The following is a 14,206-nucleotide window of genomic DNA, read 5'->3' as shown; positions in this document are numbered from 1 at the left end:
GACAGATAAGAAAGAGGAGAATTATGCGCGTAAGAAATAAACCTTGGGCTGCCGAAAAATTGGCTGAGAGTACCCAATATGTAGTGATGGAACTAGCGGATTGGAAAGGGAAATGGCAGGAACGCTTCGGCAACGAGCAACCGATCCACGTGGAAATTGGCTCCGGCAAGGGCCAGTTCATCGTCGAGATGGCACGCATGCATCCGGAAGTGAATTATATCGGGATCGAACGCCAGACGAGCGTGGCGGTCATGACGCTTGATAAGATGATCGAATCAGGTTTGAAAAATGTCCAGTTGCTGAATACGGACGGAGAGAATGTAGCGGATTTCTTTGCGGAAGGCGAAGTGGATCGCGTCTATCTGAACTTTTCCGATCCGTGGCCAAAGTCCAAACACGACAAACGCCGCTTGACCTACAAAAACTTCCTGCGGAACTATGAGCAAATCCTAGTATCCGGCGGGGAAATCCATTTCAAAACGGATAACCAAGGCTTATTCGAATATTCGTTGGCGAGCTTCTCGCAATACGGAATGACTTTGAAGCAAGTGTGGTTGGATCTGCACAAGAGCGATTATGAAGGAAACATCATGACGGAATACGAAGCGAAGTTCTCTTCAAGAGGAGACCGCATCTACCGTGTCGAAGCAGCATTCCCGAAAAAAACAACGGCTGATTCAGAAAAATAGAACCAAAAAAGGCGAAGGACCAAAGCAATTGCTTTGGCCCTTCGCTTTTTATGATTTTTTACAATTTATACAGATCCAAAATAGTTCCTGTATAAGCATCGGCGATGAATTCATATTGCACCAACACGCCTTCTTCTTTACGGGAGATTCCGCCGTAATATACATCCGTTTTTGAAGAATAACGACTGAGCGGGACAGGGTGCAGTTCAATCCATGAGCCCTCTATTGGAGCTTCAGCCAAGAACATCTTTTTGACGTTTTCCAAGATTTTGTCGCCGTTTATGGTCCGTTTCTGTTCATAGCAAAGGGCTGTCACGACTGAGCCAAGTACGAGTCCGGCTCCGAATAAAATACCACCCAAAATTTCTTCTTTGTGTTTTTTGCACATGCATTTTTCTAAAAAGTTCATCCTATGTTCCTCCTCAAAGTGATGCGCTTTCTTTTTTCTCCCCTCAGTATAGCAATAAAACGAAAAAATTAATAGGGAAATGTCACATGCTTCAGGCTCTTTAAAGGAAACGTTTCCTGGTCGGGGTAATGCTTCGGAACGAATGGAATCGTTGCTATGACAACGATGCTGCGCTATAATAGATAGGATAGTCAGACAATGAAGGGGGACCGGGAGCGGCATAAGGTTAAAGATGTGTCCTGCTCCATTCAAATATGGAAGATAAAACATTTGCTATGATCAAAGAATTGACGGAATTGCAAGGGACAAGCGGTAACGAACGCAATATCCGCAACTATATGCAGGAGAGAATGGCGCCACTGGTGGATCGCATCGAAACGGATGGCTTGGGCGGTATTTTCGGAATCAGGGAGCATGAAGATAAAACAGCACCGCGCATCATGGTGGCGGCGCACATGGATGAAGTGGGCTTTATGATAGCCGGCATCACGGATCGCGGGCTGTTCCGGGTCGTTCCGCTGGGAGGGTGGAATGCCTATGTCGTTTCGGCACAGCGCTATACGCTGCAGACGTCCATAGGCGATATTCCTGTGATCTCTTCTTCTGTTCCGCCGCACTTGTTGCGGGGAGCAAGTGAAGCCCCAAAAGTCAAAGTGACGGATATCCTATTCGACGCCGGTTTCGATACGAAAGAAGAGGCGCTAGCATTCGGGGTCCGTCCAGGAGATACAATCGTTCCCCAAGTCGAAACGATCTGGACCGCCAACAAGAAGAAGATCATTTCAAAAGCGTGGGACAACCGCTACGGGAACACGGTCGTTCTGGAAACGCTGGAAGCATTGAAAAATGAAAAGTTGCCGAACACACTGATCGCCGGCGCCAACGTCCAGGAAGAAGTCGGACTGCGGGGGACAAAAGGGGCCGTGCACAAGTTCAAGCCGGATCTGTTCTTCGCGGTGGACTGCTCGGCTGCGGACGATCTGACGACGACCAAGGATACGTTCGGCCATCTGGGGGAAGGTTTCCTTTTGCGGATCCAGGATCCAGGCATGATCACCTTGAAAGGGATGCGCGAATTTTTGTTGGATACGGCGGAAACGCACGATATCCCTTATCAGTATTTCGTTTCCAAAGGCGGAACGGATGCGGGTGCCGCCCATGTCATGAACGACGGGGTGCCGAGCGCAGTCATCGGCGTCTGCGCCCGCTACATCCACACGCATCAGACGATGTTCCACATCGATGATTACGCTGCGGCTAAGGAAATGGTCGCGCAAGTCATCAAAACACTGGACAAGAGCACTTATGAAACCATCTTGGACATGAACTAAGGAGGAATGGGATTATGGATAAACTGAAAGATTTGGATCAATTCAAAGAACTGCGCGATTCGGGGAAAACGGTATTCGTCTTCATGACCGGCTGGTGCCCGGATTGCCATTACATCCGCCCATTCATGCCCGAGGTGGAAAGCAAGTTCGCGGATTTTCGTTTCGTAGAAATAGACCGCGATGATTTCAGTTCGCTGGGGGAAGTTTTGCAAATTTCCGGAATCCCGAGCTTTGTCGCCTATGATAAAGGAGAACTTCTGGGACGTTTCGTTTCCCGCAACCGGAAGACGCAAAAAGAGATTGAAGCCTTTTTGGAACAATTGTGATACTATTTCGTTTGGGAAAAATAAATGAAGAAGCATAAAGGAGCAAATACAAAATGTGGTTAAGTTTTTATAATCGTGAAGCAGTCGGGGATACATTAATGTTGACGAAAGGGGATATCGCTGTCCGCCAGGAACAATCCTGCGAATCAAAAGGGAATGTGACGCGCATTTTCAACAACCGTACAAATGAAACGATGGGCTACAATCTGTTCTCGATTTCAGAGACGCTTACGTTGGATGCAAACGGACAAGTGCTGTTATCCGATGAAGAAGTGGCAAAAGTGAATGCTTTGATCCAAGCTGCGGGCTTCAATGACGCTGTCGTTGTCGATCGCTCGCCTAAATTTGTTGTGGGCTACGTCAAGGAATGCGTGCCGCATGAAGACTCCGACCATCTGTCCGTTACGCAAACGGAAGTGGACAACGGTGAAGTACTGCAGATCGTCTGTGGTGCAGCCAACATCAAAAAAGGGCAACGCGTCGTCGTAGCCAAACCGGGCGCTGTCATGCCTAGCGGTTTGATCATCTGGCCGGGTGAATTGCGCGGCGTAGCCAGCCATGGCATGATATGTTCAGCCAAAGAATTGCAACTGGAAAACGCAAGCCCTAAAAAAGGCATCCTCGTCTTGGATGACAGCTATGCAATAGGCGCAGCGTTTTCCAAATAACGCTATAGAATTTTTACTGAAAAAGAAGTACTATAATAAAGGAATTCCATTGAGACCGGGCATAGCATTGCCGGAAGCAAAATAAGAGAGGAGTTGACTGGATGAGTCGCTATGATGGACCAAGTTTTTTTCGGCATGACCATCGTTCAGGGGTGGAAGGAAGTCATCCTGCAACAAATAAGTATGATTTTCCGAATTACCTGAAAAAAGAGGACGAAGGGCATGGTATCCTGGAAGAAAAAGGCGATTCTGCACAACCGTCCTCCTATATTTCGCAAGATTTGCTGCATCCGATGGACACGGTCCCGTATATCCGCCACAACAAGGAGGCTTTTGTATCCTTCAGGGATCAAGCTGTGAAGCCTGCTGAAGATGTTTTTGCGGTCGAGAAAAAAAGACTGAAGGACGAAAAGCAGAAGGAACGCCGCACGGAATTGGGAATGCACCCTTTCGCTTCTTATAAAAGCAGAAGACCTTTCCAACTGACAGAAGTACCGGAACCTTTGAAAGGCTGGGAAAACCTGAAAGAAAAGAAAATCGATTATCGCGAGATTGCAGCATTATTGAAGAAAAACAGCTCAGAACTGCTTATTTTCGAACTTGGGTCGCCTGTTGAAGACGATGTGGCTCTGGAGGAAGACAGCGAGGAAAGAAGTGAGTTGCAACCGTTGGAAGGCAAATCCAAACGGGCAATGAACCGCTCGCTGTTGGGCATCATGGAGCAAGAACGCTCTTATGAGGTGGCCGGAAAATTCGTTCAGGAGCCTGCCGATTCTGTAAACCACTCTTATTTTTAGTCATCGCATCGTAACATTAGGCTGATTTGTGGGCTGCGGAGAATGATGCAATGAAATTATTGACATGTTTGACCTCAAATTTTAAATAATTTTAAGTATTTTCTTAATCTGTGCGTGCTATACTGGTTCCGATTCAATAAATGGACAGCAAGTCATCGGGTCCTAAACGACTGTTTTGAGACACAAACATCAGAAGGTAGCCGAAAGACTAACCTTTCTTATTCACTTGGAGGTAATTATGGAAACGGAAACGATTTATCATTTTGTCGGCATCAAAGGTTCTGGGATGAGTGCGTTGGCATTGATCCTACATGGGAAAGGCTATCGCGTCCAAGGATCGGATGTCGAAACTTATTTCTTTACACAAAAAGGTTTGGATGATGCTGGCATCACAATCATGCCATTCAGCGAAGCAAACATCGCACCGGGTTTGACTGTCATCGCAGGGAATGCTTTTCCTGACTCCCATGAGGAAATTGCGAAAGCGAAAGAACTCGGATTGACGGTCATCCGCTACCATGATTTCATAGGCGACTTGATCAAGAACTATACAAGTGTCGCCATTACCGGTTCACATGGCAAGACGAGCACGACCGGTTTGTTGTCCCATGTGTTGGACGGGATTGCGCCGACAAGCTATCTGATCGGCGATGGCACTGGTTTCGGTCGGGAAGATGCGAAGTATTTCGTATTGGAAGCTTGCGAATACAGACGTCATTTCTTGGCTTATTCACCGGACTATGCCATCATCACGAACATCGATTTCGATCACCCGGATTACTACAAAGACATCAATGATGTTTACAGCGCTTTTGATTCATTTGCTTCCCAAGTGAAAAAAGGTGTCATCGCTTGCGGCGAAGATGCTTATGTCCGTGAATTGAAAGGCAAATATCCGGTCACATTTTATGGCTTTGGTGAAGACAATGATGTTGTCGCCAAAAATGTCACGAAGGACACAACCGGCAGTCAGTTCGATGTGGAGATTAATGGCGCAATGTATGGTCATTTTGAAATCCCGTCATTCGGCACGCATAACATCCTTAACTCATTGGCTATCATCACATTCTGCTGGTTGGAAGGCTTGGATAATGACAAGGTCGCTGCGCAGCTGAAGACTTTCTCAGGCGTAAAACGTCGCTTCAGCGAGAAATACATTTCGGATATGGTCGTCATTGATGATTATGCCCATCATCCATCCGAAATCCGTGCCACCCTCGATGCGGCCAGACAGAAATACCCTACGAAAGAAATCATTGCGATTTTCCAACCGCATACCTTCACGCGTACGGTTGCTCTGCTTAGTGAGTTCGCTGAGTCGTTGGAATTGGCTGATCAGGTCTTCCTTTGCGATATTTTCGGATCTGCCCGCGAAAAGAACGGACAGGTTTCAATCGGCGATTTGGCCGATAAAATCGAAAAAGGCGCAACGGTATTGAACGTCAACAACATGTCCCCGTTGCTGCAGTTCCATGATGCAGTCGCCATTTTCATGGGTGCTGGGGATGTTCAGAAATTTGAACTGGCTTATGAAGAACTGTTGAGTCACAGCATACCGACAACAAATTAATACAGTAGAACGGTTCTGAATCCTTAGTAAAAAGTGCATCAACGGTCTCAGTACTTAGAAGGCCAAAGACCTCAAACGTCGCACTGTGACGTTTGAGTGCCTAACGCTGTTCAGGATTCATCACACACTATTAGTCCAGGGATTGCTTCCTGGGCTTTTTTGATGCAAACAAGGGAACGGCTTGGATCGCTTTTTGCATTAAATGGTTTCAAACAGCTAAACGGCTTTTATCGGAACGGCGTTTTTGATATGATAGACATATATGTGTTCAAAGAAAGGAAAAGTGAAAATGGGTCTGAAAGATATAAAGCTTGGGAAATCGATTGATGAAATTCAAGAGGGGGATTCGTTGACTGTCACAGAAATCATCGAAGACAAAGATATTTTGCTGTATCTTGGGTTGACGAATGATGGGAACCCGCTCTATATTCAACATGATTATTCGCAGACGACTCGGTTCCATAAACCGATTGTGCCAACCGTTTTGTTGGTGGGGATTTTGACGAGCAACGTTTCCAAACATTTGCCGGGTCCTGGTTCACATATTGTGGACGTTTCTTTGAATGTGATTGAACCGATATACCACAACAGCACGATCACGTTCAATTTTGAAGTGGAACGCGTGGATGAACGCCGTGAACAAGTGACGATCAGTGTGGTCGGAACGAATATGGAAAACGAACGTGTATTGGATGCTGAATTGATTGTAGAGACGCCTCGCAAGTTGATTTTTGATGAGCAAGAGAACGTGATCATGAACGAGCGAACTGAAGTCCAGGAAGCTGTCGATTCGGGAGCGGATTCCGTATCCATGACAGAAGACGATTCAGAATAAGCAGAGTTAGGATGTAACCAAATGACTGATAAAAAGAAAAAATTACTATTGGTGGATGGCAGCAGTGTGGCTTTCAGATCCTTTTTCGGATTGCCGAATCTGGATGGGTTCCGCAACAAGAACGGATTGCATACGAACGCGCTCTACGCCTTCAATAATATATTGGAACGCATCTTCCAGACAGAAGAGCCTACGCATCTGTTGGTGGCATTCGATTCAGGGAAAACGACTTTCCGTAATGCCCTTTATGATGATTACAAAGGCGGGCGTGCCAGCATGCCGTCTGAGTTGTCCGAACAATGGCCTTATTTCGGCGTATTGGTCCATGCTTTCGGAGGCAAGACCTATGAATTGGTCAATTATGAAGCCGATGACATCATCGGAACCTACTCGCGGATGGCCGATCAGGCCGGCTATGATGTCGTCATCATTTCAGGCGATAAAGATATGATCCAACTGACGACAGATAATATCCGGGTCGACATCACCGTGAAAGGCGTGTCGGAATTGAAATCCTACACCCCGGAAGTCATCCGTGAAGAATACGGCATCGAACCGAAACAGATCATCGACATGAAAGGTCTGATGGGGGACTCTTCGGATAATTATCCGGGCGTCACCAAAGTCGGCGAAAAGACTGCTTTGAAGCTCCTTATCGAATATGGCTCCATCGAAAACCTTTACGAGCATGTCGATGAACTGAAGAAAAGCAAGATGAAAGAGAATCTCATCAATGACAAAGAAAATGCATTCATGAGCAGAACGTTGGCTACGATCGATCTGGACTCGCCGGTGACATTGAAGCTCGATGACCTTGCGGTTGAAGGCAAACAGATCGACAAATTGACCGATTTCTATCGCGAAATGGATTTCAATGGCTTCTTGGACAGACTGGGTGTGGCTTCGGAAGACCGCTCGGAATCTTTTGAGGACATCCATTTCGAAGTCCTGAACGAAATCCGTCCCGAGCATTTTGCGGAGCGGATGGCACTGTATGTGGAGATGCTTGAAGACAACTACCACGATGGGAAGATCCTCGCGGTCAGCTGGGGTACGGATGAAAAGATTTATACAGCTTCATTGGAAATAGTGAAAGCAAGTCCGGCCTTCAAGGAATGGGCTGAAAATGCCGAAGCCAATAAAATCGTGTACGACGGCAAAAGGACGATGGTCATGCTGCACTATGCCGGCATCGCGCTGGCTGGCATCGATTTTGACATCCTGTTGGCTTCCTACATCCTGAATGCGAAGGACAACAGCAAAGACCTTGCCCAGGTCGCTCAGGAATATGGCTACAACGATGTCTCCTTTGATGAGGCCATTTACGGAAAAGGCGCTAAAACGGCCGTTCCCGAAGACGCCGTGCTTCACGATCATTTGGCGCGCAAAGTGAAAGCGATCCAAGCGCTGTTTGCCCAATTGAACCTGGAGCTGGAAAGCAATGTGCAAAAAGATCTGTATTACGAAATGGAACTGCCGTTGTCATTTGTATTGGCGCACATGGAAATCCAAGGGATCAAAGTGGAACCGCAGCGTCTGTTGACCATGAAAGAGGAATTTGCCGGCCGTTTGCTTGAAATCGAAAAAACCATTTATGCCGAAGCAGGGGAAGAGTTCAACATCAACTCACCGAAGCAGCTGGGCGTCATCCTGTTCGAGAAGATGGGCTTGCCCGCCATCAAAAAGACAAAAACCGGTTATTCGACAGCGGTCGATGTCTTGGAAAAACTGCAAGCGCAAGCGCCGATTGTGGAGCATATCCTGAATTATCGACAATTGGCAAAATTGCAATCGACCTATGTGGAAGGACTTCTGAAATTCATCAAACCCGAAACCGGAAAGATCCATACCCGTTATCAACAGACATTGACGCAGACGGGCCGTTTGAGTTCTGTCGATCCGAACCTGCAGAACATCCCGATCCGGATGGAGGAAGGCCGGAAAATCAGACAAGCCTTCGTTCCTCAACAAGCAGGCTGGAAGCTGTTCGCTTCCGACTACTCACAGATCGAATTGCGTGTATTGGCGCATATTTCCGGGGATGAACATCTGCAGGAAGCCTTCCTGGAAGGGCAGGATATCCATACCTCGACCGCGATGCGCGTGTTTGGTATTGAAAACCCGGAAGACGTCACCGCCAACCTGCGCCGACAAGCGAAGGCCGTCAATTTTGGGGTTGTTTACGGAATCAGCGACTATGGTTTGTCCCAAAACCTGAACATCACCCGAAAAGCCGCTCAGGAATTCATTGACCGTTATTTCGAAAAATATCCAGGCGTGAAGCAATTTATGGAGGACATCGTCAAAGAGGCGAAGGAGAACGGTTATGTCGAAACGTTATTCCACAGACGCCGCTACCTACCTGATATCCATAACCGCAACTTCAACCTGCGCTCCTTTGCGGAACGGACGGCCATCAATTCGCCGATCCAAGGCACTGCCGCCGATATCATCAAAGTGGCGATGGTCCGGATGGATAAAGTCCTTAAGGAAAAAGGCCTTCAAGCAAACATGCTGTTGCAGGTGCACGATGAATTGATCTTCGAGTGCCCGGAAGAAGAAATTCCAGTATTGGAAAAATTGGTCCCGGAAATCATGGAGCATGCCGTCTCCTTGGCTGTGCCGCTTAAAGTGGACAGTAACTTCGGAGACAGCTGGTATGAAGCGAAATAAACAAGGAACAAACCGATAAAAGAAAGGGGGTTTGCTTATGCCGGAATTGCCAGAAGTAGAAACCATCCGCAAGGGGCTCATCAACCTTGTCGGAGGAGCCGTCATTATAGATGTAGCTGTCTTTTGGGATCGGATGATCACGCCGCCTTTTTCCACGGAGCGTTTCAAGACGGTCCTGCGGGGGGAACAGATCCACACCATCGAACGCCGCGGCAAGTACCTGATCTTCTTATTGGACCACTGGGCGATGATTTCCCATCTGCGGATGGAGGGGAAGTATGAGGTCAGCGCATCCGGTGAACCGATCAAGAAGCATACCCACGTCATTTTTTATCTCGCCGATGGACGCCAATTGCGGTACCTTGATGTGCGCAAGTTCGGTAAATTCACGTTGTTGCCGATCGAAAAGCGGGATGAATATGAACCTTTCAAAAAAATGGGGCCGGAACCAACCGCGGATTTCTTCAAATTGAGTAAATTTAAAAAAGATCTTGCCAAGTCGCATCGGGCAATCAAAGCGGTCATCCTCGACCAGAACATTGTTGCCGGCGTCGGAAATATCTATGCGGATGAGTCACTTTTCCAAGCCCGGATCCATCCTATGCAATCTGCCGACACAATCGGACCGGCAGCAGCCAAAAGATTGCACGAAGCCATCATTGATGTGATCAGCAGATCAGTGGAAGCCGGAGGGTCGACAATCCGGACCTACAAAAACACGTTGGGGGAAGCCGGGAAATTCCAAGTCTCTCTTGCCGTTTACGGTCAGACCGGACAGCCTTGTCCGAACTGCGGCCATCCAATCGAAAAGATAAGGGTAGCACAGCGAGGAACGCATTATTGCCCGCATTGTCAACAACTGCCAAAGACGCGTTCGAAGACAGCAGGCATCACTGACATTGTGTACAAAGGGGCGAGGTAGAAGAACATGAGTTATATACTGGGTCTTACAGGAAGCATCGCTACAGGGAAATCGACTGTAGCGAAGCTGTTTTTGTCTGCGGGCATACCGGTTGTCGATGCGGACTTGGGAGCAAGGGCTGTCGTTCTTCCGGGTGCACCGGGATTAGCGGACATCATCGAACATTTCGGTGAAGCCTATCTGCTGCCGGATGGCACACTGGATCGCAAGCGCTTGGGAGCGCTGATCTTTTCGGACAGGGAGAAGCGTAAAGAACTGGATGCGTTACTGAAGGAGCGCATCAATGATTGGATACAGGCAGAAAAAGAGCGTTATATTTCGGAAGGGCACAATTTGATCGTGCTGGATATCCCGTTGCTGTACGAAGGCGGGTATGAGGACAGCTGCGATGCCGTGATGGTCGTCTACGTTCCGGAAGCGCTGCAATTTCAAAGGCTAATGAGCCGCAACCATTTGGATGCGGAGGAAGCCGCCCGGAGGATGCAAAGCCAGCTTTCGATCGAAAAGAAAAAAGAGCTGGCGGACTTTGTCATCGACAATTCCGGGACAATCGAAGAAACCGAAAAACAAGTCAACGAATGGCTGCACGGCCGTCTTTCAGTCTAGTGCGTTGGCGCCGGAAAGACCATCTTTTCAAGGTTTTTGAGCCCCAAGTATGTTATAATGAAGTGATAATAAAGGAAAGAAAAGGGGGAAAGCCGATGCAATGCCCAAAATGTCACTATCACGGATCGCGTGTTGTCGATAGTCGTCCGGCTGATGACGGGAAAGCCATCCGCCGCCGTCGCGAATGCGAACAATGCCATTTCCGCTTCACTACATTCGAAAGGATCGAGCAAACGCCATTGCTTGTCATCAAAAAAAATGGCGCACGCGAAGAATTCAGCCGTGAAAAGTTGTTGCGGGGATTGATCCGCTCCTGCGAAAAACGGCCGATCGCCCTCGAACAACTGGAGACTGTCGTCAATGAGGTGGAAGCCGAAATCCGAGCGCTTGGAGAAAATGAAGTATCCAGCATCGTCATCGGAGAGTTCGTCATGGATAAGCTATCCAAAATAGACGACGTCGCCTACATCCGTTTCGCAAGTGTTTACCGCCAATTTTCGGACCGGAAAACCTTCCTTGATGAATTGAAGAACATGGAGAAGAAAAAAGCCCAACAAACGGCTGCTGAATCTTCAGACATCCAACCATCCGATGCTCCTCCCCATGAGGCAGCCCCCGGAAAGGAAGACAATGAATAATGAGCTATCCATGGCAAAACATAAGCCCTAAGGATCCTTTCAGAGCAAGCCAGACAAGCTTGATTTCCGATGTGGACCGCAAAATCCTGACGCAATTGTATCAGCCCATCATCGGTCCACAAGCATTCAGTCTTTATTTGACGCTGCTTGCAGAGATTCCGCAAGAGAGCTATTGGAGCAAAGATCTGCTTCACACCGAATTATTGGCTTTATCGAATAGCGGGATCCAGGAGTTCTATCAAGCACGGGTGAAATTGGAAGGGATCGGTTTACTGAAGACATTTCTCGTAAACGAGCCAGAGAAGCAGTACCTATACGAATTGCAGCAACCGCTGTCCAGTCATGCTTTTTTTAGTGATGACCTGATGGGGTTGCTGTTGTATGAAAAAGTCGGCGAACGGAAATACCGCGACTTGCAGCAACGGTTCAGCCGACAAGTCCGCGACGTAAAAAATGCGGAAAATATCACCAAGTCCTTTTTGGATGTTTTTTCTTTCTCGGAAAGCGCCTTTACGGAGCAAGCGCGGATGAGGCAGAACGACAACTCGTTGTTGGGCGATAACTCGGCAAGCCTGCCCGTGATCGAGAATGAGGGGTTTGACTTCGCCTTTTTCCGGCAGCTGTTGAACAAACAATTCGTTAAGCGTGATTCTATCACAAAGGAATTGGAGCACACAATCACTATCCTCTACACGCTGTATGGTTGCGACGAACTGCAGATGGCTCAATTCATTCTGGAGGCCGCCGATATCGAATCGGGCAAAGTAGACGGAGAAGCGCTCAAAAAAATTGTATCCGATGCCTTTGAGCAGAGACACAGCACCCGTTTGGAAGTTAAGGATAAAGTCACCCAGAGCATCCAATTGGCTAAAGATACTGAAAAAGGCCGGGAACAAAAATTGATTCAGGCACGCTTTTCCAATGAAGAGATCTCGTTCATCAAGGCGTGCGAACAATTGACGCCGCATCAATTTTTGACGAGCATCAAAAAGCAGAAAGGCGGCATCGTGACCGCTTCGGAGACGCAACTGCTGCGTACGCTGATGGAAAAGGCTGATTTCAAACCGAGTGTGCTCAATGTATTGACGCACTATGTGTTGGTCATCCTCAACAATCCGCATCTTTCCAAGGCCTATGTGGAAGCCATCGCAAACGATTGGCTGCAGGACGGTGTCGATTCGCCCGAAAAAGCGTTGGCGAAGGCGAAGCAATTCGCCGGCGAGATGAAAGCGAAAGCGGAGAAGCGGGCAGCCAGCCGGACAACCGCAAAGAATTACGGGAAAACGGTGGCGCGCAAGAAGGAAAACTTGCCGGATTGGGCTAAAGAGGAACATAAATCGGTTGTGGAAACACCGCTGACGCCGGAAGCGCAACAAAAATTGAATGAGCGCATCAAAAAATTAAAAAGTAGCGGAAAGGCAGGGGATGAGTGATGGATCATATCGGAAGAGCATTATACAAATATATGAATAATCCCGAAATCAGCCAACGCTACAAAGGCATGATCGACACAATCATGAAGGATGCCGATGTCCAGGCCTTCTTCCAGAAACACGAAGAGCGCCTGACGCGGGAAATCGTCGAGAGAAGTTATTCCAAGTTGCACGAATATGTGCAGGAAAAAGAGAAGATCCGTGTTGGGAAAGAATCACAGAATCCCGGTTATGAGCCGAATCTTGTATTGAATGCCGGTTACATTGATGTCGTCTATACACCGACCAATGAGACGATGGCGAGGGAAAAAGAAAAGGAATTGCGGAGTCGCGTCCATTCGATGTCGATGCCGAAGGATGTCCGCACGGCGACATTGGATCGGTTTGTCCAATCAAACGAGCGGATGCCGGCCATTCTGGAATCGTTGAATTTTATTGATTCATTCAATGGGAATCCGAAAGTGCATCACCAAGCACTTTATTTCTATGGTCCATTCGGGGTAGGGAAATCCTATCTTCTGGGTGCGATTGCGCATGAATTGGCGATGGGCGGCCATCTGACGACACTGATGCATTACCCGACCTTCACGATGGAGATGAAGCAGGCGATCCAGAGCAATACGGTCAACGAAAAGATTGATGCCGTGAAGAAAGCGGAGATTCTGATGTTGGATGATATCGGAGCAGAAGCCAATTCCACCTGGATCCGCGATGAAGTGCTCGGTGTCATCCTCCAGTACCGCATGCAAGAAGACTTGCCGACATTCTTCAGTTCTAACTTTACGATGCAACAGTTGGAGGAGCATTTGCGCATGGGCAACCGGGGCGATGACGAGCCGATGAAGGCGAAACGTCTGATGGAGCGGATCCGCTTCTTATCGCGCGAGATTCCGATGACTGGGAAAAACCGCCGTTTCGAGCAATAGGCACGATTTATCTAATTTCCGAAGGGATAAGCTAACCCGTTCAGCTTTTCTTATTTTAAACTTGAAAACAACTATTTTTTGTGTTTAAATGGACTACAGATGAAACGAAAGACAAATCGATGAGAAAGACACCGATGGATGATCTGATTTTTAGCGAGGGATGGCTTGGTGAAACATCCTAATCAATCATGTATTGACCCCTTTCGAGAGATTCCCTGAAACTACAGTAGGGGGAAACGGTACGCTCGTTATCGCGTTCAAGTAAGGATGAGACAGAATCTTAAGCGGATGCCTGTCGCACTCTTTGAATTTGGGTGGAACCACGTAGACACGTCCCATTTCCGGCACAAGCTGGGAATGGGCTTTTTTTATTGCCTTTTTGT

14 protein-coding genes are annotated in these 14,206 nt (G+C 47.8%); 13 read left to right on the top strand and 1 reads right to left on the bottom strand.

The features are described from left to right. Positions 1-23: 23 nt before the first annotated feature. On the top strand, positions 24-689 hold the full coding sequence (gene trmB / locus C7R56_RS07870; RefSeq protein ID WP_107995988.1) for a tRNA (guanosine(46)-N7)-methyltransferase TrmB: 666 nt from the start codon (positions 24-26) through the stop codon (positions 687-689). 58 nt (positions 690-747) lie between these two features. Here the strand turns inward: trmB and C7R56_RS07865 are convergent, their stop codons facing one another. Next, a complete protein-coding gene (locus tag C7R56_RS07865; protein WP_234402606.1) occupies positions 748-1,098 on the bottom strand; it encodes a PepSY domain-containing protein in 351 nt (116 codons plus the stop codon). 254 nt (positions 1,099-1,352) lie between these two features. On the opposite strand from C7R56_RS07865, the gene pepA reads away from it, so the two are divergent. The 12 genes from pepA (at position 1,353) to dnaI (ending at position 13,823) form a co-directional block, all read left to right on the top strand. After that, on the top strand, positions 1,353-2,429 hold the full coding sequence (pepA, locus tag C7R56_RS07860; protein ID WP_107995987.1) for a glutamyl aminopeptidase: 1,077 nt from the start codon (positions 1,353-1,355) through the stop codon (positions 2,427-2,429). A 14-nt stretch (positions 2,430-2,443) separates the two neighbouring features. After that, complete coding sequence (locus tag C7R56_RS07855) at positions 2,444-2,755, top strand: thioredoxin family protein (RefSeq protein ID WP_107995986.1); 312 nt, start codon at positions 2,444-2,446, stop codon at positions 2,753-2,755. A gap of 53 nt (positions 2,756-2,808) precedes the next feature. After that, positions 2,809-3,423, top strand: a complete 615-nt coding sequence (gene ytpR / locus C7R56_RS07850; RefSeq protein ID WP_107995985.1) for a YtpR family tRNA-binding protein — start codon at positions 2,809-2,811, stop codon at positions 3,421-3,423. 101 nt (positions 3,424-3,524) lie between these two features. Beyond that, complete coding sequence (locus C7R56_RS07845) at positions 3,525-4,220, top strand: hypothetical protein (RefSeq protein WP_107995984.1); 696 nt, start codon at positions 3,525-3,527, stop codon at positions 4,218-4,220. Between the two features lie 238 nt (positions 4,221-4,458). After that, positions 4,459-5,790, top strand: a complete 1,332-nt coding sequence (gene murC, locus C7R56_RS07840; protein WP_107995983.1) for a UDP-N-acetylmuramate--L-alanine ligase — start codon at positions 4,459-4,461, stop codon at positions 5,788-5,790. 289 nt (positions 5,791-6,079) lie between these two features. Next, a complete protein-coding gene (locus C7R56_RS07835) occupies positions 6,080-6,625 on the top strand; it encodes a MaoC/PaaZ C-terminal domain-containing protein (RefSeq protein WP_107995982.1) in 546 nt (181 codons plus the stop codon). Between the two features lie 21 nt (positions 6,626-6,646). Continuing rightward, positions 6,647-9,298: a DNA polymerase I gene (gene polA, locus C7R56_RS07830; RefSeq protein WP_107995981.1), complete on the top strand. Its 2,652-nt coding sequence runs from the start codon at positions 6,647-6,649 to the stop codon at positions 9,296-9,298. Between the two features lie 37 nt (positions 9,299-9,335). Further along, on the top strand, positions 9,336-10,220 hold the full coding sequence (gene mutM, locus C7R56_RS07825; RefSeq protein WP_107995980.1) for a DNA-formamidopyrimidine glycosylase: 885 nt from the start codon (positions 9,336-9,338) through the stop codon (positions 10,218-10,220). Positions 10,221-10,226: 6 nt separating this feature from the next. Next, positions 10,227-10,826 (top strand): dephospho-CoA kinase, encoded by a 600-nt coding sequence (gene coaE, locus C7R56_RS07820; protein WP_107995979.1) that lies wholly within the window; start codon positions 10,227-10,229, stop codon positions 10,824-10,826. 95 nt (positions 10,827-10,921) lie between these two features. Further along, entirely contained in the window at positions 10,922-11,464 is a 543-nt protein-coding gene (gene nrdR / locus C7R56_RS07815) for a transcriptional regulator NrdR (protein ID WP_107995978.1), read from the top strand. Further along, complete coding sequence (locus tag C7R56_RS07810; protein ID WP_107995977.1) at positions 11,464-12,897, top strand: replication initiation and membrane attachment family protein; 1,434 nt, start codon at positions 11,464-11,466, stop codon at positions 12,895-12,897. Before nrdR ends, C7R56_RS07810 begins: the two co-directional genes overlap by 1 nt. Further along, complete coding sequence (dnaI, locus tag C7R56_RS07805; protein ID WP_107995976.1) at positions 12,897-13,823, top strand: primosomal protein DnaI; 927 nt, start codon at positions 12,897-12,899, stop codon at positions 13,821-13,823. The genes C7R56_RS07810 and dnaI overlap by 1 nt, the downstream gene beginning before the upstream one ends. Positions 13,824-14,206: the final 383 nt, after the last annotated feature.

Origin of the sequence: Trichococcus paludicola (assembly GCF_003052295.1) — a bacterium.
GTDB classification, from domain to species: Bacteria; Bacillota; Bacilli; order Lactobacillales; family Aerococcaceae; genus Trichococcus; species Trichococcus paludicola.
Note: the sequence above shows the minus strand (reverse complement) of the source record. Positions and strands in the feature narration are given on the sequence as shown.

Coding starts and splice junctions, on each gene's coding strand:
- coaE (WP_107995979.1), top strand. CDS start 10,227: ATGAGTTATATACTGGGTCTTACAGGAAGCATCGCTACAGGGAAATCG.
- C7R56_RS07845 (WP_107995984.1), top strand. CDS start 3,525: ATGAGTCGCTATGATGGACCAAGTTTTTTTCGGCATGACCATCGTTCA.
- nrdR (WP_107995978.1), top strand. CDS start 10,922: ATGCAATGCCCAAAATGTCACTATCACGGATCGCGTGTTGTCGATAGT.
- C7R56_RS07855 (WP_107995986.1), top strand. CDS start 2,444: ATGGATAAACTGAAAGATTTGGATCAATTCAAAGAACTGCGCGATTCG.
- C7R56_RS07835 (WP_107995982.1), top strand. CDS start 6,080: ATGGGTCTGAAAGATATAAAGCTTGGGAAATCGATTGATGAAATTCAA.
- C7R56_RS07810 (WP_107995977.1), top strand. CDS start 11,464: ATGAGCTATCCATGGCAAAACATAAGCCCTAAGGATCCTTTCAGAGCA.
- mutM (WP_107995980.1), top strand. CDS start 9,336: ATGCCGGAATTGCCAGAAGTAGAAACCATCCGCAAGGGGCTCATCAAC.
- C7R56_RS07865 (WP_234402606.1), bottom strand. CDS start 1,098: ATGAACTTTTTAGAAAAATGCATGTGCAAAAAACACAAAGAAGAAATT.
- dnaI (WP_107995976.1), top strand. CDS start 12,897: ATGGATCATATCGGAAGAGCATTATACAAATATATGAATAATCCCGAA.
- polA (WP_107995981.1), top strand. CDS start 6,647: ATGACTGATAAAAAGAAAAAATTACTATTGGTGGATGGCAGCAGTGTG.
- ytpR (WP_107995985.1), top strand. CDS start 2,809: ATGTGGTTAAGTTTTTATAATCGTGAAGCAGTCGGGGATACATTAATG.
- pepA (WP_107995987.1), top strand. CDS start 1,353: ATGGAAGATAAAACATTTGCTATGATCAAAGAATTGACGGAATTGCAA.
- trmB (WP_107995988.1), top strand. CDS start 24: ATGCGCGTAAGAAATAAACCTTGGGCTGCCGAAAAATTGGCTGAGAGT.
- murC (WP_107995983.1), top strand. CDS start 4,459: ATGGAAACGGAAACGATTTATCATTTTGTCGGCATCAAAGGTTCTGGG.